At 60.6% G+C, this 23,684-nt stretch carries 22 protein-coding genes and 1 riboswitch; of the genes, 15 read left to right on the forward strand and 7 right to left on the reverse strand.

Annotated elements, in window-relative coordinates:
- Positions 1 to 44 precede the first annotated feature (44 nt).
- Entirely contained in the window at positions 45 to 1,949 is a 1,905-nt protein-coding gene (htpG, locus tag HV782_RS09145) for a molecular chaperone HtpG (protein WP_123466006.1), read from the forward strand.
- 67 nt (positions 1,950 to 2,016) lie between these two features.
- A complete protein-coding gene (locus HV782_RS09150; RefSeq protein WP_123465873.1) occupies positions 2,017 to 2,745 on the forward strand; it encodes a dienelactone hydrolase family protein in 729 nt (242 codons plus the stop codon).
- Between the two features lie 200 nt (positions 2,746 to 2,945).
- On the opposite strand, the gene HV782_RS09155 is transcribed toward HV782_RS09150, so the two are convergent.
- Positions 2,946 to 3,812: a pirin family protein gene (locus tag HV782_RS09155; RefSeq protein WP_186748377.1), complete on the reverse strand. Its 867-nt coding sequence runs from the start codon at positions 3,810 to 3,812 to the stop codon at positions 2,946 to 2,948.
- Between the two features lie 61 nt (positions 3,813 to 3,873).
- Positions 3,874 to 4,290, reverse strand: a complete 417-nt coding sequence (locus HV782_RS09160; RefSeq protein ID WP_123465878.1) for an OsmC family protein — start codon at positions 4,288 to 4,290, stop codon at positions 3,874 to 3,876.
- 128 nt (positions 4,291 to 4,418) lie between these two features.
- Between HV782_RS09160 and HV782_RS09165 the strand changes: the two genes are divergently transcribed.
- Together HV782_RS09165 and HV782_RS09170 are read left to right on the forward strand one after the other, a co-directional pair.
- Positions 4,419 to 5,474, forward strand: a complete 1,056-nt coding sequence (locus HV782_RS09165) for an amidohydrolase family protein (RefSeq protein WP_123465880.1) — start codon at positions 4,419 to 4,421, stop codon at positions 5,472 to 5,474.
- Positions 5,475 to 5,604: 130 nt separating this feature from the next.
- Positions 5,605 to 7,230, forward strand: a complete 1,626-nt coding sequence (locus HV782_RS09170) for a methyl-accepting chemotaxis protein (RefSeq protein ID WP_186748375.1) — start codon at positions 5,605 to 5,607, stop codon at positions 7,228 to 7,230.
- Positions 7,231 to 7,504: 274 nt separating this feature from the next.
- Here the strand turns inward: HV782_RS09170 and HV782_RS09175 are convergent, their stop codons facing one another.
- The 3 genes from HV782_RS09175 to purM are packed head-to-tail and all read right to left on the reverse strand — an operon-like array spanning position 7,505 to position 9,935.
- On the reverse strand, positions 7,505 to 8,218 hold the full coding sequence (locus HV782_RS09175; RefSeq protein WP_128613557.1) for a DUF3108 domain-containing protein: 714 nt from the start codon (positions 8,216 to 8,218) through the stop codon (positions 7,505 to 7,507).
- A gap of 8 nt (positions 8,219 to 8,226) precedes the next feature.
- Positions 8,227 to 8,877: a phosphoribosylglycinamide formyltransferase gene (gene purN, locus HV782_RS09180; protein WP_123465886.1), complete on the reverse strand. Its 651-nt coding sequence runs from the start codon at positions 8,875 to 8,877 to the stop codon at positions 8,227 to 8,229.
- Positions 8,877 to 9,935, reverse strand: coding sequence for a phosphoribosylformylglycinamidine cyclo-ligase (gene purM / locus HV782_RS09185; protein WP_128613558.1), 1,059 nt, complete (start codon positions 9,933 to 9,935; stop codon positions 8,877 to 8,879). The genes purN and purM overlap by 1 nt, the downstream gene beginning before the upstream one ends.
- A gap of 374 nt (positions 9,936 to 10,309) precedes the next feature.
- Between purM and HV782_RS09190 the strand changes: the two genes are divergently transcribed.
- From HV782_RS09190 to HV782_RS09210, 5 genes are all read left to right on the forward strand, one after another.
- Complete coding sequence (locus tag HV782_RS09190) at positions 10,310 to 11,368, forward strand: DUF2066 domain-containing protein (protein ID WP_186748374.1); 1,059 nt, start codon at positions 10,310 to 10,312, stop codon at positions 11,366 to 11,368.
- A gap of 35 nt (positions 11,369 to 11,403) precedes the next feature.
- On the forward strand, positions 11,404 to 12,477 hold the full coding sequence (locus tag HV782_RS09195) for an AI-2E family transporter (protein ID WP_123465892.1): 1,074 nt from the start codon (positions 11,404 to 11,406) through the stop codon (positions 12,475 to 12,477).
- A gap of 206 nt (positions 12,478 to 12,683) precedes the next feature.
- Positions 12,684 to 13,388 (forward strand): DnaA regulatory inactivator Hda, encoded by a 705-nt coding sequence (gene hda, locus HV782_RS09200; protein ID WP_007919828.1) that lies wholly within the window; start codon positions 12,684 to 12,686, stop codon positions 13,386 to 13,388.
- A 227-nt stretch (positions 13,389 to 13,615) separates the two neighbouring features.
- A complete protein-coding gene (locus HV782_RS09205; protein ID WP_123465894.1) occupies positions 13,616 to 14,230 on the forward strand; it encodes a C40 family peptidase in 615 nt (204 codons plus the stop codon).
- Positions 14,231 to 14,449: 219 nt separating this feature from the next.
- The gene (locus HV782_RS09210; protein ID WP_186748372.1) at positions 14,450 to 14,986 is read left to right on the forward strand and encodes a C40 family peptidase; all 537 of its coding nucleotides are present in this window, start codon (positions 14,450 to 14,452) and stop codon (positions 14,984 to 14,986) included.
- 128 nt (positions 14,987 to 15,114) lie between these two features.
- Here the strand turns inward: HV782_RS09210 and HV782_RS09215 are convergent, their stop codons facing one another.
- The gene (locus HV782_RS09215) at positions 15,115 to 16,428 is read right to left on the reverse strand and encodes a PQQ-dependent sugar dehydrogenase (protein WP_186748371.1); all 1,314 of its coding nucleotides are present in this window, start codon (positions 16,426 to 16,428) and stop codon (positions 15,115 to 15,117) included.
- Positions 16,429 to 16,494: 66 nt separating this feature from the next.
- Positions 16,495 to 17,079, reverse strand: a complete 585-nt coding sequence (locus tag HV782_RS09220; protein ID WP_186748369.1) for a hypothetical protein — start codon at positions 17,077 to 17,079, stop codon at positions 16,495 to 16,497.
- Positions 17,080 to 17,242: 163 nt separating this feature from the next.
- Positions 17,243 to 17,474: riboswitch (cobalamin riboswitch) on the forward strand.
- A gap of 81 nt (positions 17,475 to 17,555) precedes the next feature.
- On the opposite strand from HV782_RS09220, the gene cobO reads away from it, so the two are divergent.
- From cobO to HV782_RS09250, 6 genes are read left to right on the forward strand one after another with little or no spacing between them, the layout of a single operon-like run.
- Positions 17,556 to 18,167: a cob(I)yrinic acid a,c-diamide adenosyltransferase gene (gene cobO, locus HV782_RS09225; protein ID WP_123465901.1), complete on the forward strand. Its 612-nt coding sequence runs from the start codon at positions 17,556 to 17,558 to the stop codon at positions 18,165 to 18,167.
- Positions 18,164 to 19,513, forward strand: coding sequence for a cobyrinic acid a,c-diamide synthase CobB (locus tag HV782_RS09230; RefSeq protein WP_186748368.1), 1,350 nt, complete (start codon positions 18,164 to 18,166; stop codon positions 19,511 to 19,513). The genes cobO and HV782_RS09230 overlap by 4 nt, the downstream gene beginning before the upstream one ends.
- A gap of 47 nt (positions 19,514 to 19,560) precedes the next feature.
- Positions 19,561 to 20,211: a 5,6-dimethylbenzimidazole synthase gene (gene bluB, locus HV782_RS09235; protein WP_186748367.1), complete on the forward strand. Its 651-nt coding sequence runs from the start codon at positions 19,561 to 19,563 to the stop codon at positions 20,209 to 20,211.
- Positions 20,208 to 21,116 (forward strand): adenosylcobinamide-phosphate synthase CbiB, encoded by a 909-nt coding sequence (gene cbiB / locus HV782_RS09240; protein WP_186748361.1) that lies wholly within the window; start codon positions 20,208 to 20,210, stop codon positions 21,114 to 21,116. Before bluB ends, cbiB begins: the two co-directional genes overlap by 4 nt.
- Positions 21,109 to 22,101: a threonine-phosphate decarboxylase CobD gene (gene cobD / locus HV782_RS09245; RefSeq protein WP_186748360.1), complete on the forward strand. Its 993-nt coding sequence runs from the start codon at positions 21,109 to 21,111 to the stop codon at positions 22,099 to 22,101. The genes cbiB and cobD overlap by 8 nt, the downstream gene beginning before the upstream one ends.
- The gene (locus tag HV782_RS09250) at positions 22,098 to 23,549 is read left to right on the forward strand and encodes a cobyric acid synthase (RefSeq protein ID WP_123465912.1); all 1,452 of its coding nucleotides are present in this window, start codon (positions 22,098 to 22,100) and stop codon (positions 23,547 to 23,549) included. The genes cobD and HV782_RS09250 overlap by 4 nt, the downstream gene beginning before the upstream one ends.
- Positions 23,550 to 23,684 lie beyond the last annotated feature (135 nt).

The raw sequence follows: 23,684 nt of genomic DNA on the forward strand, positions 1-23,684 counted from the left end.
CATTCGGGTCGCGGCCAATGCCATCTGATTGGAGTTTGATGACCATGAGTGTGGAAACTCAAAAGGAAACCCTGGGCTTCCAGACCGAGGTAAAGCAGCTGCTGCACCTCATGATCCATTCGCTGTATTCCAACAAGGAAATCTTCCTTCGCGAATTGATCTCGAACGCCTCTGACGCTGTCGACAAGCTGCGCTTCGAAGCCCTGGCCAAGCCTGAGTTGCTCGAAGGTGGCGCTGACTTGAAAATCCGTGTGAGCTTCGACAAGGACGCCAAGACCGTCACGCTCGAAGACAACGGTATCGGCATGAACCGTGACGATGTGATCACCCACCTGGGGACCATCGCCAAATCGGGCACCGCCGATTTCATGAAGAATCTCTCGGGCGATCAGAAGAAGGATTCGCACCTGATCGGCCAGTTCGGTGTCGGTTTCTACTCTGCCTTCATCGTTGCCGACAAAGTTGACGTGTACAGCCGTCGCGCCGGCACCCCGGCCAGCGAAGGTGTGCACTGGTCGTCAAAAGGCGAGGGCGAGTTCGAAGTCGCCACTGTCGACAAGCCAGAGCGCGGTACCCGCATCGTCCTGCACCTGAAATCCGGTGAAGACGAGTTCGCTGATGGCTGGCGTCTGCGCAACATCATCAAGAAGTACTCCGATCACATCGCGCTGCCGATCGAGCTGCCGAAAGAAGTGGCTGCTGCCGAAGGCGAAGAGAAGCCTGAAGTTGAATGGGAAACCGTCAACCGCGCCAGCGCCCTGTGGACCCGTCCGCGCACTGAGGTGAAGGACGAGGAATACCAGGAGTTCTACAAGCACATTGCCCACGACTTCGAAAACCCGCTGGCCTGGAGCCACAACAAGGTCGAAGGCAAGCTCGAATACAGCTCGCTGCTGTACGTGCCGGCCCGTGCACCGTTCGACCTGTACCAGCGTGAAGCGCCGAAAGGCCTGAAGCTGTACGTGCAGCGTGTGTTCGTCATGGACCAGGCCGAGTCGTTCCTGCCGCTGTACCTGCGCTTCATCAAAGGCGTGGTCGATTCCAACGACCTGTCGCTGAACGTGTCGCGGGAAATCCTGCAGAAAGACCCGATCATCGACTCGATGAAAACCGCGCTGACCAAGCGCGTACTGGACATGCTGGAAAAATTGGCGAAAAACGAGCCTGAGCAATACAAGGGCTTCTGGAAGAACTTCGGTCAGGTCATGAAAGAAGGCCCGGCAGAAGATTTCGCCAACAAGGAAAAAATTGCCGGTTTGCTGCGTTTCGCATCGACCAATGGCGACGACGGCGAGCAGATCGTCGGTCTGGCCGACTACCTGGCCCGCGCCAAGGAAGGTCAGGACAAGATCTACTACCTCACCGGCGAAACCTACGCGCAGGTCAAGAACAGCCCGCACCTGGAAGTCTTCCGCAAGAAAGGCATCGAAGTGCTGCTGCTGACCGACCGCATCGACGAGTGGCTGATGAGCTACCTCAGCGAATTCGACGGCAAGACCTTCGTTGACGTGGCACGTGGTGATCTCGATCTGGGCAACCTGGACTCGGAAGAGGACAAGAAGGCCGCAGAAGAAGTCGCCAAGTCCAAAGAAGGTCTGGTCGAGCGCCTGAAAACCGCGCTGGGCGATTCCGTTGCCGAGGTTCGCGTGTCCCACCGTCTGACCGACTCGCCAGCCATTCTGGCCATCGGCGAACAGGACCTGGGCCTGCAAATGCGCCAGATCCTTGAAGCCAGCGGCCAGAAAGTGCCGGATTCGAAGCCGATCTTCGAATTCAATCCGAGCCACCCGCTGATCGAGAAACTCGACGGCGAGCAGAACGAAGGGCGTTTTGGCGACCTGTCGCACATCCTCTTCGATCAGGCCGCTCTGGCGGCTGGCGAAAGCTTGAAAGACCCGGCCGCTTACGTGACCCGTCTGAACAAGCTGCTGGTTGAGCTGTCAGCTTAATCACGTTGTAGAAAAACCCGCTTCGGCGGGTTTTTTCATTCTGGTGTTTAACATTCAGGAGTCAGAAATGAGCCAAGTCACTGTACGTTCTGTGGTCTATCAGCTTGATGGCCAGCCTTTTGAAGGTCGTCTGGCGTTTGACGCCGAGCACAAGGGCGCACGCCCGGGCCTGTTGATGGCGCCAAACTGGATGGGCGTCAGCGCTGGCGCGGAAGAAATCGCCAAGTCAGTTGCGGCCAAGGGCTACGTGGTGTTGATTGCCGACGTCTACGGTCAGGCCGTGCGTCCGCAAAACGCGGATCAGGCAGGCGCCGCGATGATGCCGCTGAAGGACGACCGCGCACTGCTGCGCAAGCGCATGCAGGCGGCGTTCGAGCAGTTGCAAAAGCAGGGCGAGGCGGCGGTCGATACCTCGAAACTGGCGGTGTTCGGTTTCTGCTTCGGCGGTTGCTGCGCACTGGATCTGGCGCGCACGGGCGTGCCGGTGAAGGCGGCGGTGTCGTTCCACGGTACGCTGGATTCGCCGAACCCGGCAGACGCGAAGAACATCAAGGGCTCGGTGCTGGTGCTGCACGGCGCTGCCGATCCGTTGGTGCCGAAAGAGCAATTGCCGGCATTTGAAGACGAGATGAACGCAGCGAACGTGGATTGGCAGTTGCTGAGCTATGGCGGTGCGGTGCACTCGTTCACCGATCCGCACGCCAATGTGCCGGGCAAGATGATGTACGACGCAAAAACCGCCAAGCGCGCGTTCAAGTCGATGCATGATTTGCTGGATGAAGTGTTCAAGGACTGAAAAGCGAAAAGCCCCTCATCGGAACGCCGCCCGCCTAACCTTCTCCCGGAGGTAGAGGGGACTGAATGGGGGATGTTGATGAGTTACCCCGACCTGAAAGTGTGTTGGTGAATCCATAATCGCCAAGACTTTTCAGGTCGGTGTATGACCCTCACCCCAGCCCTCTTCCTCTGGGAGAGGGCTGGGGTGAGGGTCAAGGCTTAACGCGGCAATTCGATCCGCTCGATTTCTCCCGGCACCGTCGGCCAATCCCCGGCCGCCCACTTGCGCCGCGCCTCATCAATCGCCGCCGGATCGCTCGCGACAAAATTCCAGTTGATCCGCCGCGGGCCGTCCAGCGCCGCGCCACCGAACACCACCGCATGTACATCGCTGTCGGCAAACAGACTCATCTCTTCGCCTGTCGGCAACACCACCAGCGCATGCGGTTCGATCACTTCACCGTTCAACTGCGCATCACCACTTAACACATACACCGCCCGCTCCTCATGCTCGGCGGGAATCAGCAGCGTGGTCGCGGTTTGCATCTGCACTTCGGCGTACAGCGTAGGAGAAAGCACCGGCACCGGCGATTCCAGGCAAAAGCCTGACCCGGCAATCATGCGGATCTGTACGCCAAGGTTATCGCTGACCGGCAAAGTTGCCGCCGGATAGTGGCTGTAGTGCCCCGGACCTTGTTCGTGTTCCTTGGGCGAGGCCAACCAGATCTGCAAGCCGTGCATCGTGAAGCTTTGTTCCCACAACGCTTCCGGTGTGCGCTCGACGTGTGCGATCGCACTGCCGGCGGTCATCCAGCTGACATCACCGGCCTGGACCACCTGGTCGGAACCAAGGCTGTCCTTGTGCTGGATCTGCCCTTCGAACAGGTACGTGAGGGTCGACAGACCAATGTGCGGATGCTGTCGGATGTTCATGCCTTTGCCCGTCGGATAAACCGTTTCAAGCATGTGGTCGAAAAACACGAAAGGCCCGACGCTGCGGCATTTGGCTGACGGCAACGGGCGCAGAATCGGCTGGCCTTCGACGTCTTCGGCGCGCGGGCGGATGATCAGAGGTTGCGTGTCCATGGTGCATTCCAGGCTGAGCGGGTGATGCCAGAAGCATAACCCGCCGCTGGCAAGAGGGTGATTACTGGCTGTCGAAGCCCTGTGGGGCGTGGGTTTCGATGGTCACTTCGCTGGTGGTCATCAGCTTGTGGATCGGGCAGCGATCCGCTACGCGCAGCAGCTCCTCACGCTGGGCATCGGTGAGGACGCCCTTAAGGGTGAGCGTCACGTGCAGCACATATTTGCCTTTCTGCTCTTCGCTGTTGTCGCGTTTGACCTCGACACCGACGCCGGTCAGCGGGATGTCTTTCTTCTTCGCGTACATCTTCAGGGTCAAGGCTTTGCAGGCACCGAGTGCGGCATCGAAATAATCGTGTGGCTCGGGCGCCGAGCCTTCGCCACCGGCAGACTTCGGTACGTCGGCAAACAATTCGTGGTCGTCGATCTGTACGGTGTGACGAAAACCTTCGGCGGAGACGGTATTGACGGTAACGGTCATGGCAACCTCACTGGCAGTAGGAAAAGTCATTCGATCAAAAAAGACCTTGCAGTTATAGAGCATTCCTACAGAGGCGCGTTCCACTTTCCTGCAGGATGAACCCTTGTCGCCGGCTCGGGGTCTAGGCTATGTCTACCTGCCGGAGATTACTTGTGCCCTTGTTTCGTTTGAGTCTTGCCTGCTTGCTGGTATTTGCCGGCGCCGCCAGTGCCCGCGATTACACCTACAGCGATGCGCACCTGCACTACGTGGATTTTTTCCAGGAGACCGCGGGTATGGCGAAACTGCTGACAGCGATGAAGGACAACTCCGTCGAGCACGTGATGATTTCCGGTATTCCGGTGGCGAAGAAGTGGCATGAAGACGAACCCAAGCGCCCGCGCTATTACGCCGGTGATGACGCTGATGCCTATTGGTACAGCGCCACCGATGTGATCATCGCCGATGCGGTGCAAAAACTCGCCCCGGAGCAGCGCCCGTACTTTCACCCATTCCTCTCGGGGTTCAATCCCAACGACAAGAACTCTGCTGCGCACATCCAGCGCATGCTCGATCTGTATCCGGGGCTGTGGCAGGGCATTGGCGAGGTGTTTACGCGTCACGACGATCTCACGGCGCTGACCTCCGGTGACACGCCGCGTGCCAACAATGAGGCGATGACGAAGATCTATCACCTGGCGGCGGAAAACGATCTGCCGGTGATGCTGCATTCGAACATCACCTCCAAGCGTGAGAAAAATCCGCTGTACCTGAAGGAAATCGAAGAGCCGCTGCGCAATCATCCGCATACGCGCTTTATCTGGGCGCACGCGGGGACGAGCGCGGAAATTCATCGGCACCAGACGCAACTGAAATTTCTTCTGCCCACCGTCAGCCGGTTGCTTGAGGCTTATCCGAATCTGTTCGTCGATCTGTCGTGGAGCATGCTCACGCCGTATCTGCTGGATGAGCAGGGCAGGCCACGTGCGGAATGGCTGGCCTTGGTGGAGAAATACCCGGAGCGCTTCATGCTCGGCTCTGACGTCGTCGGCCGATTCAACAAGCTCGGCCGAGAGATGCACAGTTTCACGCCCTTTCTTGATGCCTTGCCCGAAGACGTTGCCCGTAAAGTCGCCCGGGATAACTTCCTGGCTATATTGCCGCGAACAGCGGCTAAGTCCGGGAAAACCTCGCTGAAACGTTAATGCCAAAGGTTCGAAGTATTAAGGCCTTTTGATATCACCTTTTGGTCTTACGCAAATTTTCGCCGGGCCGATACCTTCTAAAGCAACCAGCTGCAGGGTTGATGCAGCGCTTTTGGAAGGAACCAGCGTAATGAGTATCCGAAGTCTCAATATTGCCCCGCGCGCCGGGCTGGGGTTTGGCTTGCTGGGTTTGATGGTGTTTGCCTTGGGGGCTTTCGCCTTGCTGCAAATGTCGAACATGCGGGCGCAATCCGATGAAGTCGATAACAACTGGCTGCCGAGCGTCATGGCAGTGGGCGAGATGAGTCAGGACATACTGCGCTTGCGGGCCCTGACCATGCGGCTGCTGCTCAATCGCGATCCGCAAGCGCTTTCGCAGAATGTCGCCAAGCTTGATGATCTGCGGGGGGTACTCAGCGAGGCCCAGCAGCGTTATGACGTGCTGATCGTGCTGCCCGAGGAGCGCAAGCTGTTTGACCGCTTCAAGGTTGCCGAGCACAAGTACCTGGAGTTGCAGGCGCAGGTCATGCAGTTGTCCGCGCAAAATCGCGTGGAGGAAGCCGCTGCGATTCTCAACGGCGAGATGAGTCCCTTGGCTGATGAGATGGCGGTGACCCTCAAAGAACTGGTCGAGCTGAACAAACACAATGCCAGTCTCGCCACCGAGGCGGCGCGACTGGTGTTTATCAATTCGCGGTTGTGGGTCGGGGTCATGATCGGTGTCACGGCGCTGATTACGATCGGACTGGCGCTGCTGCTGACCCGTAGCATTGTGCTGCCGCTGGCGCAGTCGCTGGGTGTTGCCGAAGTGGTGGCGGGCGGCGATCTGACCGGCGACATCAGCATCTCCGGAAAGGACGAGCCGGCGCGGCTGCTGCATGCGCTGAAAAGCATGCAACACAACCTGCGCGACACCATTCGCAAGATCTCCGAGTCGTCCAGTCAACTGGCGTCGGCGTCGGAGGAGCTCAGCTGCGTCACGGAAGACGCGACGCGCGGCTTGCATCAGCAGAGCCTGGAGATTGAGCAGGCCGCCACGGCGGTGAATCAGATGACCGCTGCCGTGGAAGAGGTGGCGAGCAATGCGGTGGCGACTTCCGAGGCGTCGCGCGAGTCTGACCGCATTGCCCAGCATGGTCGCGAACAAGTGCAGCAGACCGTTTCGTCGATTGAGTTACTCGCCGAAGACGTGACCAACAATGCGTCGCAGGTCGAAGACCTGGCGCAGAAGGTTCATGGCATCAGCAAGGTGCTGGACGTCATCCGTTCGATTGCCGAGCAGACCAATCTGCTCGCATTGAACGCCGCGATTGAAGCCGCGCGGGCCGGTGATGCCGGACGCGGATTCGCGGTAGTGGCCGATGAGGTGCGGGCGTTGGCCCATCGCACCCAGCAGTCAACGCAGGAGATTGAACAGATGATTGGTGGCATTCAACAGGGCACCGATTCGGCGGTCAATTCGATGCAGCAAAGCAATGTGCGTGCGCGTTCGACGCTCGAGTTAGCCAAGGCCGCCGGGACTGCACTTGAAGAGATTGCCTCGGCATTTACCCTGATCAATGAGCGGAATCTGGTGATAGCCAGTGCTTCGGAGGAGCAGGCAGCGGTGGCGCGGGAGGTGGATCGCAACCTGATGAACATTCGAGATCTGGCGATGCAGACGTCGGCGGGGGCGAATCAGACGAGTGCGGCGAGTCAGGAGTTGTCGCGGTTGGCGGTGGATTTGAACAGCATGGTGGCGAAATTTTCGGTTTGAGTTTCGCCTTCAAAAGCCCCTCACCCTAACCCTCTCCCGGAGGAAGAGGGGACCGACCGTGCGATGCTTTGTACATCCGTCGACCTGAAACTGCCTGGGTGAATCCATAATCGACTCGATCTTTCAGGTCGATACATAGCGTCAGACATCTCGGTCAGAGCCCTCTCCCTCGGGAGAGGGCTGGGGTGAGGGGCAAAGGTGGCACAAAAAGCCGGGTTAAACGCAGGCGAAAAAAAGCCCCGCATTTCGCGGGGCTTTTTGCTGTAGCGGCGGATCAGTTGCCTTTGACAGCCTTGCCGTTGACCGTACCGTCCTGGAGCATGATGTTGTACTCCTTGCCGTCGGTTTCAACCTGTTGCAGGCGGACCAGCAGATAGTCCCAGTCCTTGGCGAACCACAGCACGGTGGTGCGCTTGCTTTGTGTCGGGTCGCGCACGCGCTCGACCTTTATCGCGTCGATCTTGCCGGCCTTGGTCTCGACTTTTTCGGCACCCAGTACGCGGAAGTCATAGGTATCGACTTCGCCGTCATCGACCACCTGATAGCTCATGGTCTTCTTGCCGGCGGCGACATCGTGCTGCAGCGCCAGTTGATAGGTGGACTTGTCGACCATGCCACGGTTCAACGGGATCTTCACCGCGTCACCACGGTCGGTGCCGGTGACGAGCTTGTTGGTCCAGTCGAAGTCCAGATCGGCCTTTTTCGCTTTGCCCAGGCCACCGCGTTCGAAGTGGTAGGACTGTGGCAGCAGCGTGTCCTTGTCCAGCGTCAGGGTGCTTTCTTCAGTCAGGCTGGCGATCATCATCGAGGCCTTGAAGCTGAGTTTCCAGGTGCCGTTGGCTTCCTTGGTCAGGCTGCGCTCGGCGGTGCCGCTCATGGGCAACTGCTTCCAGTCGGCGGTGTAGCTGGCGGAGAACGGTTGAAGGTCCGCAGCCTGCGCGAAGGGCAGGGCGAGCAGAGCGCAAGCGAAGAGCAGGGCGCGACGCATAAAATCTCCTAGTGTCGAATCAAGTGGCCGCTGGCCGCGAGTAACTGGCCATCCAGTAAAGCACCTTGTTCGCCGAGTGCCAGCCGGCCTTCGGCAAACCAGCGTACGGCCATCGGGTAGATCAGGTGTTCCTGAACGTGAACTCGCTGCGCCAGACTGTGCGGCGTGTCGTGCAACTCTACCGGTATTACTGCCTGTACGACCAGTGGTCCACCATCGAGTTCCTCGGTGACGAAATGCACGGAGCAGCCATGTTCGCTGTCGCCGGCCTCAAGCGCCCGCTGATGAGTGTGTAACCCTTTGTATTTGGGCAACAACGACGGGTGGATGTTGAGCAGGCGACCCTGGTAGTGGCGCACGAAATCGGCGCTGAGAATGCGCATGAAACCGGCCAGTACCACGAGTTTGGGGTTGAATTCGTCGATCAGTTTGATCAGGGCAGCATCGAAGGCCTCGCGACCTTCGAAAGCCTTGTGATCCAGCGAGCGGGTGGCGATACCCGCGTCGCTGGCACGTTGCAGGCCGTAGGCGTCGGCGCGGTTGGAAATCACCGCAGCGATGCGGACCGGGCTGTCGCCGGTCCGCGTGCTGTCGATCAGAGCCTGCAAGTTACTGCCGGTGCCGGACAACAGCACCACAACATCACAGGTCTTGGACATCAGTGAGCCTTGAGGTTCTTCAGCTCAACCTGAGCGGCGCCTTCGGCGGCCACGGCGATCTGGCCGATGACCCAAGGCTGTTCGCCGGCGTCACGCAGAGTGTTCAGGGCGACTTCAACGTGCTCCTGAGCCACGCAGATCACCATGCCAACGCCGCAGTTCAGCACGCGGTGCATCTCGGTCTCGTCGACGTTGCCTTTCTCTTGCAGCCAGTCGAACACGGCAGGGCGAGTCCAGCTTGCTACGTCGACCACGGCCTGAGCGCCTTTTGGCAGAACGCGCGGGATGTTGTCCAGCAGGCCGCCACCGGTGATGTGGGCCATGGCTTTGACGGCGCCGGTGTCTTTGATCAGCTTGAGCAGCGGCTTCACGTAGATGCGGGTCGGGGCCATCAGCAGGTCGGTCAGCGGTTTGCCGTCGAGCTGGATGTTTTCGATGTCGGCGCCGGATACCTCAATGATCTTGCGGATCAGCGAGTAGCCGTTGGAGTGCGGGCCGGACGAAGGCAGGGCGATCAGGGCGTCACCGGTGGCGACTTTCGAGCCGTCGATGATTTCCGATTTTTCCACGACGCCGACGCAGAAGCCGGCCAGGTCGTAGTCTTCGCCTTCGTACATGCCTGGCATTTCAGCGGTTTCGCCGCCCACCAGCGAGCAACCGGACAGTTCGCAGCCAGCGCCGATGCCGGTCACAACCTGGGCAGCGGTGTCGACATTCAGTTTGCCGGTGGCGTAGTAGTCGAGGAAGAACAGTGGCTCAGCGCCGCACACCACCAGATCGTTGACGCACATGGCGACCAGGTCGATGCCGATGCTGTCGTGCTTGTTCAGGTTCAGCGCCAGACGCAGCTTGGTGCCGACACCGTCAGTGCCGGAAACCAGTACAGGCTGCTTGTAGCCGGCCGGGATTTCGCAGAGGGCGCCGAAACCGCCCAGGCCGCCCATGACTTCCGGGCGCGCAGTGCGCTTGGCGACGCTCTTGATGCGTTCGACCAATGCTTCACCGGCGTCGATGTCTACACCGGCGTCCTTGTAGCTCAGGGAGGGTTGCTTGCTCATGATCCAGGCCTTTAGGGGAGGGGATTCAGGGGTAACGACCGAGTTCAGCGGGAACACCGAATCCGACAGGGGCGATTGCCTCACGCGAAGTTCGGGGTGCCCGGCTGTTGCCGGTCTGCGAAGGCGCGCGATTTTATCAGGCTTGAGGGGCAGCGGCCATCCTCGCACCGACGGGCAGAGCCATATAGGCGGAAATTTTTTGCAATTGAGGCGTGCGGGTGCCTGTATAAGGTGGCTCAATTAACCGTCTATCGTTATCACTGTGCAAAAACTTACCGCCGCCGTGTGAATGTTTTGCGATGGCAGATTGTCACAGCCTTGCTCAACCGGTTCACGCGGCCTGTTCCAGCCGCTCCTGTCGACGGGAATTTTCCATGCGTTTTTGTAAATTGTTGTTTGTGGGTTGTTTGTCTCTGGTCAGCCTGGCGAGTCATGCCGAAAACCTCAAAGGCCTTTATCAGGTGCGTGAGCCGGTCCACGGTCAGGCGCCGGAAGAGCGCGATCGCGCCACGCAAGCCGCGCTGGACACGTTGGTGCTGCGCCTGACCGGCGACCCGAAGGCTGTGCAAAATCCGGGGCTGGCGGCCATTCGCAAGGATCCGCAGCAGATCATCAGTCAGTTCGGTTTCGATGCCGGGCCGCCGGAGGTGCTGAAAGTCGATTTCGATCCGGCCACCACCGAGCAGGCGCTGCGTCGTGCCGGGTTGTCATTGTGGGGTGCCAGTCGTCCCTCGATTCTGACCTGGTGGCTGAACGATTCGGCTGAAGGCTCAAGCCTGGTCGGTGACGGTCAGGCCGCAGCCGCACCGTTGCGCACGGCTGCCCAGCATCGCGGATTGCCGCTGCGTTTGCCGCTGGCGGATCTGAGCGAGCAACTGGTGGCTACCGCGCCCGCGCTGGAAGGCACCGATCCGGCACCACTGCGTGGCGCTTCGGAACGTTACAGCGCTGACGCCTTGCTGGCGGTGCATGCGCGTGAAGAGGGCGGGCAGTGGCAGGCCAAATGGCATCTGTGGCTGGGCGATCAGAAAGAGGCCGGCAGCGTGCAGGGCGTCGATCAGGCGGCGGTGGCCGACGCGGTGATGCTGGCGGTGGCCGAGCGTCTGGCCCCGCGGTTTGTTGCCAAGCCTGGGGTGTCGGGGCAACAGACCCTGGAAGTGCAGGGGATGAATCTGGAGCACTACGCCGCGTTGCTGCGGTTACTCGAGCCGTTCGGTGTGCGTCTGCAAAGTGTCGAGGGTGATCGCATCGTGTATCGGGTCAACGGCAGTGCCGATCAGTTGCGTGCGCAATTGTCATTGGCGAAGTTGCAGGAATTGCCGGCTGAAGCGCCGGCACCGGCGGCGGCGCCACAACCGACGGTTGCCGGTGCCGCACCGGTTGTCGCTGCGGCTCCGGCACCTGTGGCGCCATCGTTGCGGTTTCGCTGGTAAGTCTTTCCTTATATAGAAGCAACAGGAGTGGGTACATGGCCGATTCGCGGCGTTGGTTCTGGCTCGGTGGGGTAGTCCTGCTTTGCGCGTTTGTCTGGTTGCTGCATCCGATCCTCACGCCGTTTCTGGTGGCCTTGCTGCTGGCCTATCTGTTCGATCCGCTGGTGGATCGTCTTGAGCGGCTCGGCCTGTCGCGGACCTGGGGCGTAATCGCGGTGTTTGCCTTGTTCACGCTGATCGTCACAACCCTGTTGCTGGTGTTGGTGCCGATGCTCGCCAAGCAGTTGCTGCGTTTGTATGAACTGGCGCCGCAGATGCTCGACTGGCTGCAACACACGGCGTTGCCGTGGGCGCAGTCGAAACTGGGGCTGTCAGACGGCTTCTGGAAGTTCGACAAGGTCAAGGCGGCGATCAGCGAGCACATGGGGCAGACCACTGACATTGTCGGTGTGGTGCTGAGTCAGGCCACGGCTTCCAGCCTGGCGCTGATCGGCTGGCTGGCGAATCTGGTGCTGATTCCGGTCGTGAGCTTTTACCTGTTGCGCGACTGGGATGTGATGATGGCCAAGATCCGCAGCCTGTTGCCGCGTGATCGTGAGGAGACCATCGTCTCGCTGGCCGGTGAATGCCATGAGGTGCTCGGCGCGTTTGTGCGCGGGCAATTGCTGGTAATGCTGGCGCTGGGCGTGATCTATGCCGCGGGGTTGATGATCGTCGGCCTGGAACTGGGTCTGTTGATTGGCTTGATTGCGGGGCTGGCGGCGATCGTGCCGTACATGGGGTTCGTGATCGGGATTGGCGCGGCGCTGATTGCCGGGTTGTTCCAGTTCGGTGGCGACCTGTATCCGATGATCGGGATTGTCGCGGTGTTCATGGTCGGTCAGGCGCTCGAGGGCATGGTGCTGACGCCGCTGCTGGTCGGCGATCGCATCGGTCTGCACCCGGTTGCGGTGATCTTTGCCATCCTCGCTGGTGGCGAGTTGTTCGGCTTCACCGGTGTGCTGCTGGCGCTGCCGGTCGCGGCGGTGATCATGGTGCTGGTGCGCCATGTGCACGACTTGTACAAGGATTCCGACATCTATAGTGGCGTGGATGAGCCAGAGCTGTAGAGGAGAGGGGCAACCCGGCGAAGCGCCGGGTTGGCCCGTGTCCTGCAGGCCCTGGCGCCAAAGAATCTGTCATAAAACCAGCGTGTTAACGCAAACCTTTGATTTTGCTTGGACTCTGTCGCATTGTGCGCTCAGCTTCACGGGTATAAACTTCGCAAACTTTACACAGAGGCCACTAACGGTTCCTTGAGAACTGTTCAGTCAGCATGAAACCGATTCAGCTGCCCCTAGGTGTGCGTCTGCGTGACGACGCCACCTTCATCAACTACTACCCAGGCGCCAATGCCGCTGCACTCGGCTATGTCGAGCGCCTATGCGAAGCCGACGCCGGCTGGACAGAAAGCCTGATCTACCTGTGGGGCAAACACGGCGTAGGGCGTACGCATCTGTTGCAGGCGGCCTGCCTGCGTTTCGAGCAGATGGGCGAGCCGGCGGTGTACCTGCCACTGGCTGAGTTGATGGATCGCGGCGTTGAAATCCTCGACAACCTGGAGCAGTACGAGCTGGTTTGCCTGGATGATCTGCAGGTGATCGCCGGCAAGGCTGACTGGGAAGAGGCGATGTTTCATCTGTTCAACCGCTTGCGTGACAGCGGACGGCGCCTGCTGATAGCCGCTTCCACTTCGCCGCGTGAGTTGCCCGTCAAACTGGCGGACTTGAAATCGCGCCTGACCCTGGCGTTGATTTTCCAGATGCGTCCTCTTTCCGATGAAGACAAATTGCGTGCGCTGCAATTGCGCGCATCCCGTCGCGGTCTGCACCTGACCGATGAAGTCGGTCATTTTATTTTGACGCGCGGTACCCGCAGCATGAGTGCATTGTTCGATCTGCTCGAACAACTCGATCAGGCCTCTTTGCAGGCCCAGCGCAAGCTGACTATTCCTTTCCTCAAAGAAACCCTGGGCTGGTAGCCAAACCCGCTGAAACTGCGGCTTGCAGCGGGTTTTGCCATATTTCAGGCGTCAGAAAATCCGCTTTCCTGCACGGTTGGCAGGCTGCGTATCGGTTCAAATGGGCTTAAGCGCTTAGATGTAAACGAGAAACCGAGAAGTCACAAAAAGGTCGATTGAATTTGCAAATGAGGTCGATAGCGGGCATAGTCTCGGCTTCTTTACAACTATCAGCCACGGTCGTGCCCATGCTAAATCGCTTCGCACCCCTCGTGCCTCTCGCACTCGTCACCCTGTTGTTCGGTTGCGCTGCTCATTCTCCAGTTCAAGAGCAGCCTCAACAGGTTAAAAATTCTGCCACTGCCCAGTCTTCCGTTATTTTCCAGGAAGAGCTGGACACCGAAAAAGAGCTGTCGGACTTCAACAAGAAGCCGTATGAGCTGCCTGTTCTGGCCGACAGCATTCTCGAACGCGGCATGTCCCTGATCGGTACCCGTTACCGTTTCGGCGGCACCTCTGAAGCCGGTTTCGATTGCAGCGGTTTCATCGGCTATCTGTTCCGTGAAGAAGCCGGCATGAACCTGCCGCGCTCCACTCGCGAAATGATCAACGTGGATGCCCCGCTGGTCTCGCGCAGCAACCTTGAACCGGGCGATCTGCTGTTCTTCGCCACCAACGGTCGTCGCGGTCGTGTGAGTCACGCCGGGATCTACCTGGGTGACAACCAGTTCATTCACTCCAGCAGTCGTCGCAGCGGCGGTGTTCGCATCGACAGCCTGGGTGACAGCTACTGGAGCAAAACCTTCATTGAAGCCAAGCGCGCCTTGGCGATGGCACCGACCGTGGTCACCGCTCGCAAGTAATTCCCCGTTGTCGCCACGTCCGTGGCGACCAAAACGGCGCCGGCAACCGAGTAGACCCAGACTTTACAAGGTGAAGTTAAAGTCTTACTTGAAGTTTGTCGTATAGCCGCTAGAATCCTGTATCTATATTGATGGCAAACCGCCTGCGTGCTCCGCAGGCGGTTTTGTTTTCTGTCCATCCGGCAGAGAAAGCCGCAGCCAGATCAGGATGTTCTGCTTATGACGATGTCGGCCCGCCTTGCTTTGATCTTCTGCGCAGCGCTGCTCAGCGCCTGCGCCAGTCGCACACCACCGCCCGCGCCTGTGGTGCGCGCCCCGGTAGTGTTCGGACCCTCCCAGTCATTCTCGCCCGCTGCTGAAGACGTGCTGTTTCGCGCCCTGGGCCTGGTTGGCACGCCTTATCGCTGGGGCGGCAATACACCAGACTCCGGGTTTGATTGCAGTGGTCTGATCGGTTTCGTCTACCGTGATGCGGCGGGTATCAGCTTGCCGCGTTCCACGCGAGAGATGATCGTGATGCAGGCGCCGAATGTCGGCAGGGACGGCTTGCAGACCGGTGACCTGATCTTCTTTGCCACCAATGGCGGTTCGCAGGTCAGTCATGCGGGGATTTATGTCGGGGAAGGGCGCTTCGTGCATGCGCCGGCAACCGGCGGTACGGTGAAGCTGGACAGCCTGTCGAAGGCGTATTGGCAGAAAGCGTATCTGAGTGCCAAGCGCGTGTTGCAACCTGAGCACCTGGCGCGTAACCCTTAGTTCAATGACTCACCCTCCAATGCAGGAGTGAGCCTGCTCGCGATAGCGGTCAATCAACAGTGATGTTGAAGATGACGCTGTCATCGCGAGCAGGCTCACTCCTGCAGTTGTTTTGGTTCAGGCAAAAGTTATTTGGCGGACGATACTCGCCACACTTTGTTGCCCACATCATCGGCCACCAGCAAGTCCCCTTGCTGGTCGATCACCACGCCCACCGGGCGACCTAGCGCATTCTCATCCTTGTCGAGGAAACCGGTCAGCACATCCACCGGTGTTCCGTTCGGTTTGCCTGCGCTGAACGGGACAAAAATCACTTTATAGCCACTGTGCGGCTTGCGGTTCCATGAGCCGTGCTGCCCAATGAACGCGCCTTCCTTGAACTGCGCCGGCAGGCTATTGCCCTCGGCGAACGTCAGACCCAGCGAAGCGGTGTGCGGGCCTACGGCATAGTCCGGGGCGATGGCCTTGGCCACCAGATCAAGGTTTTGCGGTTTCACGCGCTCATCCACATGCTGCCCGTAATAGCTGAATGGCCAGCCATAGAAACCACCGTCCTTGACCGAAGTGATGTAGTCCGGCACCAGGTCGCTACCGATTTCGTCACGCTCGTTGACTGCCGTCCACAGTGCGCCCGTGGTGGGTTCCCAGGCCAGGCCGTTGGGGTTGCGGATGCCCGAGGCGAAGATCCGGTGATTGCCAGTGGCGCGATCCACCTCCCAGATCGCTGCGCGTCCTTCTTCTTTATCCAGACCGTTTTCGCCGACGTTGCTGTTCGAGCCGACGGTGACGTACAGCTTGCTGCCGTCCTTGCTGGCGATGACGTTTTTGGTCCAGTGGTGATTCAGCGTGCCGCCCGGAAGATCGGTGACCTTGATCGGCTGCGTCTTGATCTCGGTCGCGCCGGGTTCGTAGTGAAAGCGCAGCAGGCGATCGGTGTCGGCGACATACAGGTCATTGCCCACCAGTGTCATGCCGAACGGCGAGTTGAGGTTTTGCAAAAATACTGTGCGGGTCTCCGCTACGCCGTCGTGATCGGCATCGCGCAGCAGGGTGATGCGGTTCGGGCTCGGCACGCCGGCACCGGCCTTGCCCATGACTTTTTTCATGACCCAGCCACGAATGCCGCTGCTGTCGTCCGGTTTCGGCGGCGCGTTGGTTTCCGCTACCAGCACGTCACCGTTGGGTAGTACGTAGAGCCAGCGCGGATGATCGAGGCCTTCGGCAAACGCGGCCACTTGGGTGCCGGCCGCAGCGGTTGGTTTGCCGCCGGCGGGCCAGCCGACTGCCGGAGCGATGTTCACTGTCGGGATCAGGGTCTTGTTCGGTTCGGGCAGTTTCGGTGACGGGCCGGTGCCGTCGGAGACTTGCAGGCTGGAGGATTCACCGCAGGCGGTGAGCCCTCCGGCGAGGGCGATGACGAAAGCGAGTCGGGTTTTGCGCATTACTGATCTTCCCTATGAATGCATTCCTAATCATAGAGGAGCTGACGCGCCCGATGGTTCAACCGCTTAGCCACGGGCCTCTTTGAACAGCACGGCGATGCCCGGGTGATAGTTGCCGGCTTCGCTGCGCAGTTTTCGGTAGGCGTAAGGGAAGTACCAGGCGACCGCGCAGGTGTGTTCCTTTTGCAGATCGTCGACCATGTCCTGCAATTCTTCAGGGCTGGCGCTGTGCTGGGCCTTTTGCGGGGCGACGAACAGGCAGCCAAGCCGCAGATCACTGGCGTAGCTGATGCGTTTGGCGTCGCTGGTAATGTCCTGCAGGGCCTGGGTCAGGTTGAGGTTGTTGACCCGTGGCCAGCGCTGCGTGGCCTGAATGAAGGCGCGGTCGTCAGTCCCGGCGATAAACAGATCGGCGCGGGCGTTGCGCTCGCCATCCTCGTTCTGTTTGCGGGTGGGTGTCTGGCCGAGGGTCACCAGCTCGGCCATCCAGGCTGCCGCCGAGAGCAATCCGAGATTAGCGTTCTCGTCATGCCAGTAAGGCGTGTCGCTGTCGCCGCGCACGGCGTTGTAACGGTCGATACAGTCAAACCAGCGTTCAAGCACCGGGCGCAGGAATTCCAGGCGCGGGTTGCTGATGATCATGCCTTGCATCGTCATCATCCTTATTGTTGTGATGGGCTTTTCCGAGAAAAGCATGGCTCTTTGATATCACTTGTATCAGTGTGGCACAAGATTGGCGTCAGATAATTGATCGACGGCAGTTATTCGACCGATGTCCCCCTCTTTAATTGACGCTCCACCCCCAACCCTCTAACCTTCGCGGCTTGTTTCAGGTGCTCTGTGACACCCCGTCGACAGAGTGAAACAGGGAAGCCGGTGAGGGTTGTCTTCGCGCGAAGAGCCACCACAATCCCGGCGCTGCCCCCGCAACGGTAAATGAGTAAAAGCTGCGCCTTGAGCCACTGCCTCGACAGAAGCGGGAAGGCGCGCAGCCAGGCGCATCGCCGCTCATGAGCCCGGAGACCGGCCTGATCCATCCAGCGGCATCACGGTGGGCGATGCCAGGCTTTTTGCCGTCTATTCTTGTGCCTGCCCGCCGTTATTCAGCCTCAACGGAGAGCTCCCCCATGACTGATTCCCCCGAGCGTGATGAACGCCATCTGGCGCGCATGCAGCGCAAAAAAGCCGTGATCGACGAGCGCATCGCCAACTCGCCCGATGAGTGCGGTCTGGTGCTGGTGCTGACCGGCAACGGCAAAGGCAAAAGCAGTTCGGCGTTCGGCATGCTTGCCCGCGCGATGGGCCACGGCATGCAGTGCGGCGTGGTGCAGTTCATCAAGGGCCGTAACAGCACCGGCGAGGAACTGTTTTTCCGCCGCTTCCCGGAGCAAGTGCGCTTTCATGTGATGGGCGAGGGCTTCACCTGGGAAACCCAGGATCGTCAGCGCGATATCGCCGCCGCCGAAGCGGCGTGGGAAGTGTCCCGCGAACTGTTGCGCGATCCGTCGATCGGCCTGGTGGTGCTGGATGAATTGAACATCGCCCTCAAGCACGGCTACCTTGACCTCGATCGGGTACTCAGCGACTTGCAGGCGCGTCCGCCGATGCAGCACGTGGTCGTCACCGGTCGCGCAGCCAAGCCGGAAATGATCGAGATGGGTGACACCGTCACCGAAATGGGCATGCTCAAACATGCCTTCCAGGCCGGCATCAAAGCGCAGAAAGGCGTCGAACTTTGAATCAGCCACGTCACTGCCCGGCGGTGTTGATCGCCGCGCCGGCCTCCGGTCAGGGCAAGACTACCGTCACCGCTGCGCTGGCGCGTTTGCATCGCAATCAGGGGCGCAAGGTACGCGTCTTCAAATGCGGCCCGGACTTTCTCGATCCGATGATTCTCGAGCGCGCCAGTGGTGCGCCGGTGTATCAACTGGACATGTGGATGGTCGGCGAGCAGGACAGTCGGCGTTTGCTGTGGGAAGCGGCCGCCGAGGCCGATCTGATCCTGATCGAAGGTGTGATGGGCCTGTTCGACGGCACGCCATCAAGCGCCGATCTGGCGCGGCATTTTGGCGTGCCGGTACTTGGCGTGATCGACGGCACCGCGATGGCGCAGACTTTCGGTGCGTTGGCGCTGGGCCTGGCGAAGTATCAACCGGATCTACCGTTCGCCGGCGTGCTGGCCAACCGCGTCGGCACCTTGCGTCACGCGCAATTGCTCGAAGGCAGCCTCACGGAAGGCCTGCGCTGGTACGGTGCATTGTCCCGCGAAACCGGAATCGAGTTGCCGAGCCGGCACCTCGGTCTGGTGCAGGCCAGTGAGCTCAATGACCTGGATCTGCGTCTCGACGCGGCCGCCGAAGCATTGGCCAGCAGTTGCGAGGTAGCGCTGCCACCGGCCGTGGAATTTGCCGCGCCTGAAGTCATCACTGCCGAACCATTGCTCGAAGGCGTGCGCATTGCCGTCGCCCGCGACGAAGCCTTTGCCTTTATCTACGGCGCCAGCCTCGACCTGTTGCGGGCGATGGGCGCCGAGTTGAGGTTCTTCTCGCCGATCCGCGACACGCAATTGCCCGAGGCCGACAGCCTGTATCTGCCTGGCGGTTACCCGGAACTGCACCACGCGGCGCTGTCGCAAAACACCGCAATGCTCGACGCGATACGCGCGCACCATGCGGCCGGCAAGCCGTTGCTCGCCGAATGTGGCGGCATGCTCTATCTGCTTGATTCGTTGACCGATGTCGAAGGCCGCCGTGCCGAACTGCTCGGGCTGCTGCGCGGTGATGCGGTGATGCAAAAACGTCTGGCGGCACTGGCGCTGCAAGCGGTGGACCTGCCGGAAGGTTCGTTGCGCGGCCACACCTATCATCATTCGCTGACCACCACTGAGCTGACACCGATTGCCCGTGGCTTGAGCCCGAATGGCGGACGCGGGGCCGAGGCGGTTTATCGCGAGGGGCGGATGACGGCTTCGTATGTGCACTTTTATTTTCCGTCGAATCCTGCTGCGATTGCCGCATTGTTTGCGCCAGATCGTGACGCCGCCTTCGCGAGCAAGCTCGCTCCCACAGGGGATCGCGTTTCTTGAGCAAGCACCCCGTCCAATGTGGGAGCGAGCTTGCTCGCGAAGAGGCCATGACCGACAACGCATTTACCGAGGCCGAGCGCCAAGCCGTCTATCGAGCCATCGCCGAACGCCGCGACATGCGTCACTTTGCCGGCGGCACGGTCGAACCGGAGCTGTTGCGCCGTCTGCTCGAAGCCGCGCATCAGGCGCCGAGCGTCGGTCTGATGCAGCCGTGGCGCTTCATCCGCATCAGTGATCGCACCTTGCGCGGGCAGATCCAGAACCTCGTGGAAGAAGAACGCATCCGCACTGCCGAAGCCCTTGGCGAGCGCAGCGATGAGTTCATGAAGCTCAAGGTCGAAGGCATCAACGACTGCGCCGAGGTGTTGGTCGCGGCGCTGATGGATGATCGCGAAAAACATATTTTCGGTCGCCGCACGTTGCCGGAAATGGACATGGCCTCGTTGTCCTGTGCGATCCAGAACCTGTGGCTGGCCGCTCGCGCCGAAGGCCTGGGCATGGGCTGGGTGTCGCTGTTCGAACCGCAGGCGCTGGCCGATCTGCTGCAACTGCCGGCCGGGGCCAAGCCGCTGGCGGTGTTGTGTCTGGGGCCGGTCAAGGCATTTTATCCGGCACCAATGCTGGTCCTCGAAGGGTGGGCGCAGGCGCGTCCGCTGAATGAGTTGCTGTTTGAAAATTTTTGGGGAGTGAGTCAATGAGTGTGGCGTTGTTGAGTGTCGCCGCCGTGGCGCTGGATGCGCTGCTGGGTGAACCGAAACGCTGGCATCCGCTGGTGGCGTTCGGCAATTTCGCCGGGCGCATCGAGCAACGTTTCAATGCGGGCGGGCGCGGCTGGCGCAGCCATGGGGTCACCGCGTGGGTGATCGCCGTGCTGCCGCTGACGCTGCTCGCCACCGCGTTTTCCTGGGCGCCGTACGTGGGCTGGATCGTCGAGATTCTCGCGCTGTATTGCGCCCTCGGCATGCGCAGTCTTGGCGAACACGTCGAGCCCGTAGCCAAAGCCCTGCGCAGCGATGATCTGGAAGAGGCGCGCAAGCGCGTCGGCTATCTGGTCAGCCGCCAGACCTGTGAACTGGACAGCACCGCCGTCGCTCGCGCCGCCACCGAATCGGTGCTGGAAAACGGCAGCGACGCGGTGTTCGCCGCGCTGTTCTGGTTTATCGTTGCCGGTGCGCCGGGCGTGGTGCTCTATCGTTTGAGCAATACGCTCGACGCGATGTGGGGCTATCGCAACGAACGCTTCGAGCGCTTCGGTTGGGCAGCGGCGAAAATCGACGACGTCCTCAACTACATTCCTGCGCGTCTGGTGGCGTTGACCTACGCGTTGCTCGGCAATACCCGACTGGCCTGGAAGTGCTGGCGTAGCCAGGCGCCCAAGTGGGACAGCCCCAACGCTGGCCCGGTCATGGCGGCCGGCGCTGGTGCTCTGGGCGTGGAGCTGGGCGGCCCGGCGATCTACCACGGCGAACTGCACGAGCGTCCACAACTCGGTGAGGGTGTGCCGGCCGATGCCGATTCCATTGATCGCGGCTGGCAATTGGTCCAGCGCGGGGTATGGTTATGGCTGCTGATTCTCTGCGTGGGGGCTGAATTCTATGCTTGAGCACGGTGGCCGGCTGCGCAAGGCTGCACTCGATTACGGTATCGCCGAGGCCGACTGGCTTGATCTGTCCAGCGGTCTGGCGCCGTGGCCGTTTCCGGTCCCGGCGATTCCGCTGCGCGCCTGGGCGCGCCTGCCGGAAACCGATGACGGTCTGGAGCAGGCCGCGTGCGACTACTATGGCGCACCGCAGGTATTGCCGGTGGCCGGTTCGCAGATGGCCATCCAGTTGTTGCCGCGTTTGCGCCGCGCCGGCAAGGTCGGTGTGTTGTCGCCGTGTTATGCCGAACACGCCGAAGCGTGGCGGCGCAGCGGCTATATCGTGCGCGAAGTGCTGGAACAGGAAGTCGAGTTTTTTCTCGACAGCCTCGATGTGCTGGTGGTGGTCAATCCGAACAATCCGACCGGCCTGAGCCTGACCCCGGCGCGTCTGCTCGACTGGCACGCGCGGCTCGCCCAGCGTGGCGGCTGGCTGGTGGTCGATGAGGCGTTCATGGACAACACGCCGCAGCTGAGTCTGGCCGCGCACACTCATTTGGTCGGTCTGATTGTCTTGCGTTCGTTCGGCAAGTTTTTTGGTCTGGCCGGCGTTCGCCTCGGCTTTGTCCTGGCCGAACGCCGGTTGCTCCGATTGCTCGCCGAACAGGTCGGGCCGTGGGCCGTCAGCGGACCGACGCGGGTGCTTGGGCAGGCCTGTCTGCAAGACACTGAAGGTCATACACGTCAACGCATTCGCAGCGACGAAGCCAGCGAGCGCCTGGCCTCGTTGCTTGAGCGTTATGGTTTCAAGCCGCAGGGTGGTTGCGCGCTGTTCCAGTGGCTGAGCACCGAGCATGCGGCGACGTTGCATGAATTCATGGCCCGCCGCGGCATTCTCCTGCGTCTCTTCACCCACAACAGCAGTCTGCGTTTCGGCCTGCCCGCCGACGCGGCTGAAGAGGCGCGGCTCGAAAAAGCGCTGCAAGCCTATACCAAGGAATCGAAATGACCACCCTGATGGTGCAGGGCACCACTTCCGACGCCGGCAAAAGCACGCTGGTGACAGCGCTGTGCCGCTGGGCGACCCGTCAGGGCGTGGCGGTCGTGCCGTTCAAACCGCAGAACATGGCGCTCAACAGCGCGGTGACCGCCGACGGCGGCGAGATCGGCCGTGCGCAAGCGGTGCAGGCGCAGGCGGCGTTTCTTGAGCCGCACACCGACATGAACCCGGTGCTGCTCAAACCCAACAGCGATACCGGCGCGCAAGTGATCATCCACGGCCGCGCCGTCACCAGCATGAACGCCGTGGCGTATCACGACTACAAAGCCATCGCCATGCAGGCGGTGCTCGCTTCGCACCAACGCCTCACTGCAGCGTATCCGCTGGTGATGGTCGAAGGTGCAGGCTCGCCGGCGGAGATCAATCTGCGTGCCGGTGACATTGCCAACATGGGTTTTGCCGAAGCAGTGGATTGCCCGGTATTGCTGATAGCCGACATTAATCGCGGCGGGGTGTTTGCGCATCTGGTCGGCACGCTGGAGTTGCTCTCGCCGAGCGAGCAGGCGCGAGTCAAAGGCTTCATCATCAACCGTTTTCGCGGCGATATCGCCTTGCTGCAACCAGGCCTCGACTGGCTGGAACAACGCACCGGCAAACCGGTGGTTGGCGTCTTGCCCTATGTGATGGATCTGCATCTGGAGGCCGAGGACGGCATCGATCAGCGCCAGACCGACAAGGCCGAGCAAGTGCTGAAAGTGGTGGTGCCGGTGTTGCCGCGCATCAGCAACCACACCGATTTCGATCCGCTGCGTTTGCACCCGCAAGTGGACCTGCAATTCATCGGCCCGGGGCAGGCGATTCCTGCCGCCGATCTGATCATCCTGCCGGGGTCGAAAAGTGTGCGCAGCGATCTCGCGTATCTGCGCGCCAATGGCTGGGAAGCAGCCATCAACCGGCATTTGCGCTACGGCGGCAAAGTGCTGGGGATTTGCGGCGGTCTGCAAATGCTGGGCGAGCAGGTGCACGATCCGCTGGGGCTGGAAGGGGCCGCAGGTTCCAGTGCCGGGTTGGGCTTGCTGGCGTTCGACACGACGCTGGAAGCCGAAAAACAATTACGCAACGTGCGTGGGCGGCTGGCGCTGGAAGACGCCGAGGTCAGCGGCTATGAAATCCATGCAGGCGTGACGGTGGGGCCGGCGCTGGAAAACGCGGCGGTGCATCTGGATGACGGTCGTTGCGACGGTGCGCAGAGTCTGGACGGGCAGGTGTTCGGCACCTATTTGCACGGTCTGTTCGAATCGCCCCAAGCCTGTGCGGCGCTGTTGCGTTGGGCCGGTTTGAGCGATGTGCAGGAAGTGGATTACCACGGACTGCGCGAGCGCGATATCGAACGGCTGGCGGATCTGGTGGAAAAGCATCTGGATACCGGGCTATTGCGTCAGCTCTGTGGGATTTGAGTGGCCTGTCCAGGCCCCATCGCTGGCAAGCCAGCTCCCACAGGGTTTGATGTCGGGTACATATTTTTGTGAACACCACTGAAACCTGCGGAAGCGGGCTTGCCCGCAATGAGGCCGGTGATCTCACTAAACCTT

It is taken from the genome of Pseudomonas monsensis, assembly GCF_014268495.2.
In the GTDB taxonomy this organism is placed as follows: Bacteria; Pseudomonadota; Gammaproteobacteria; order Pseudomonadales; family Pseudomonadaceae; genus Aquipseudomonas; species Aquipseudomonas monsensis.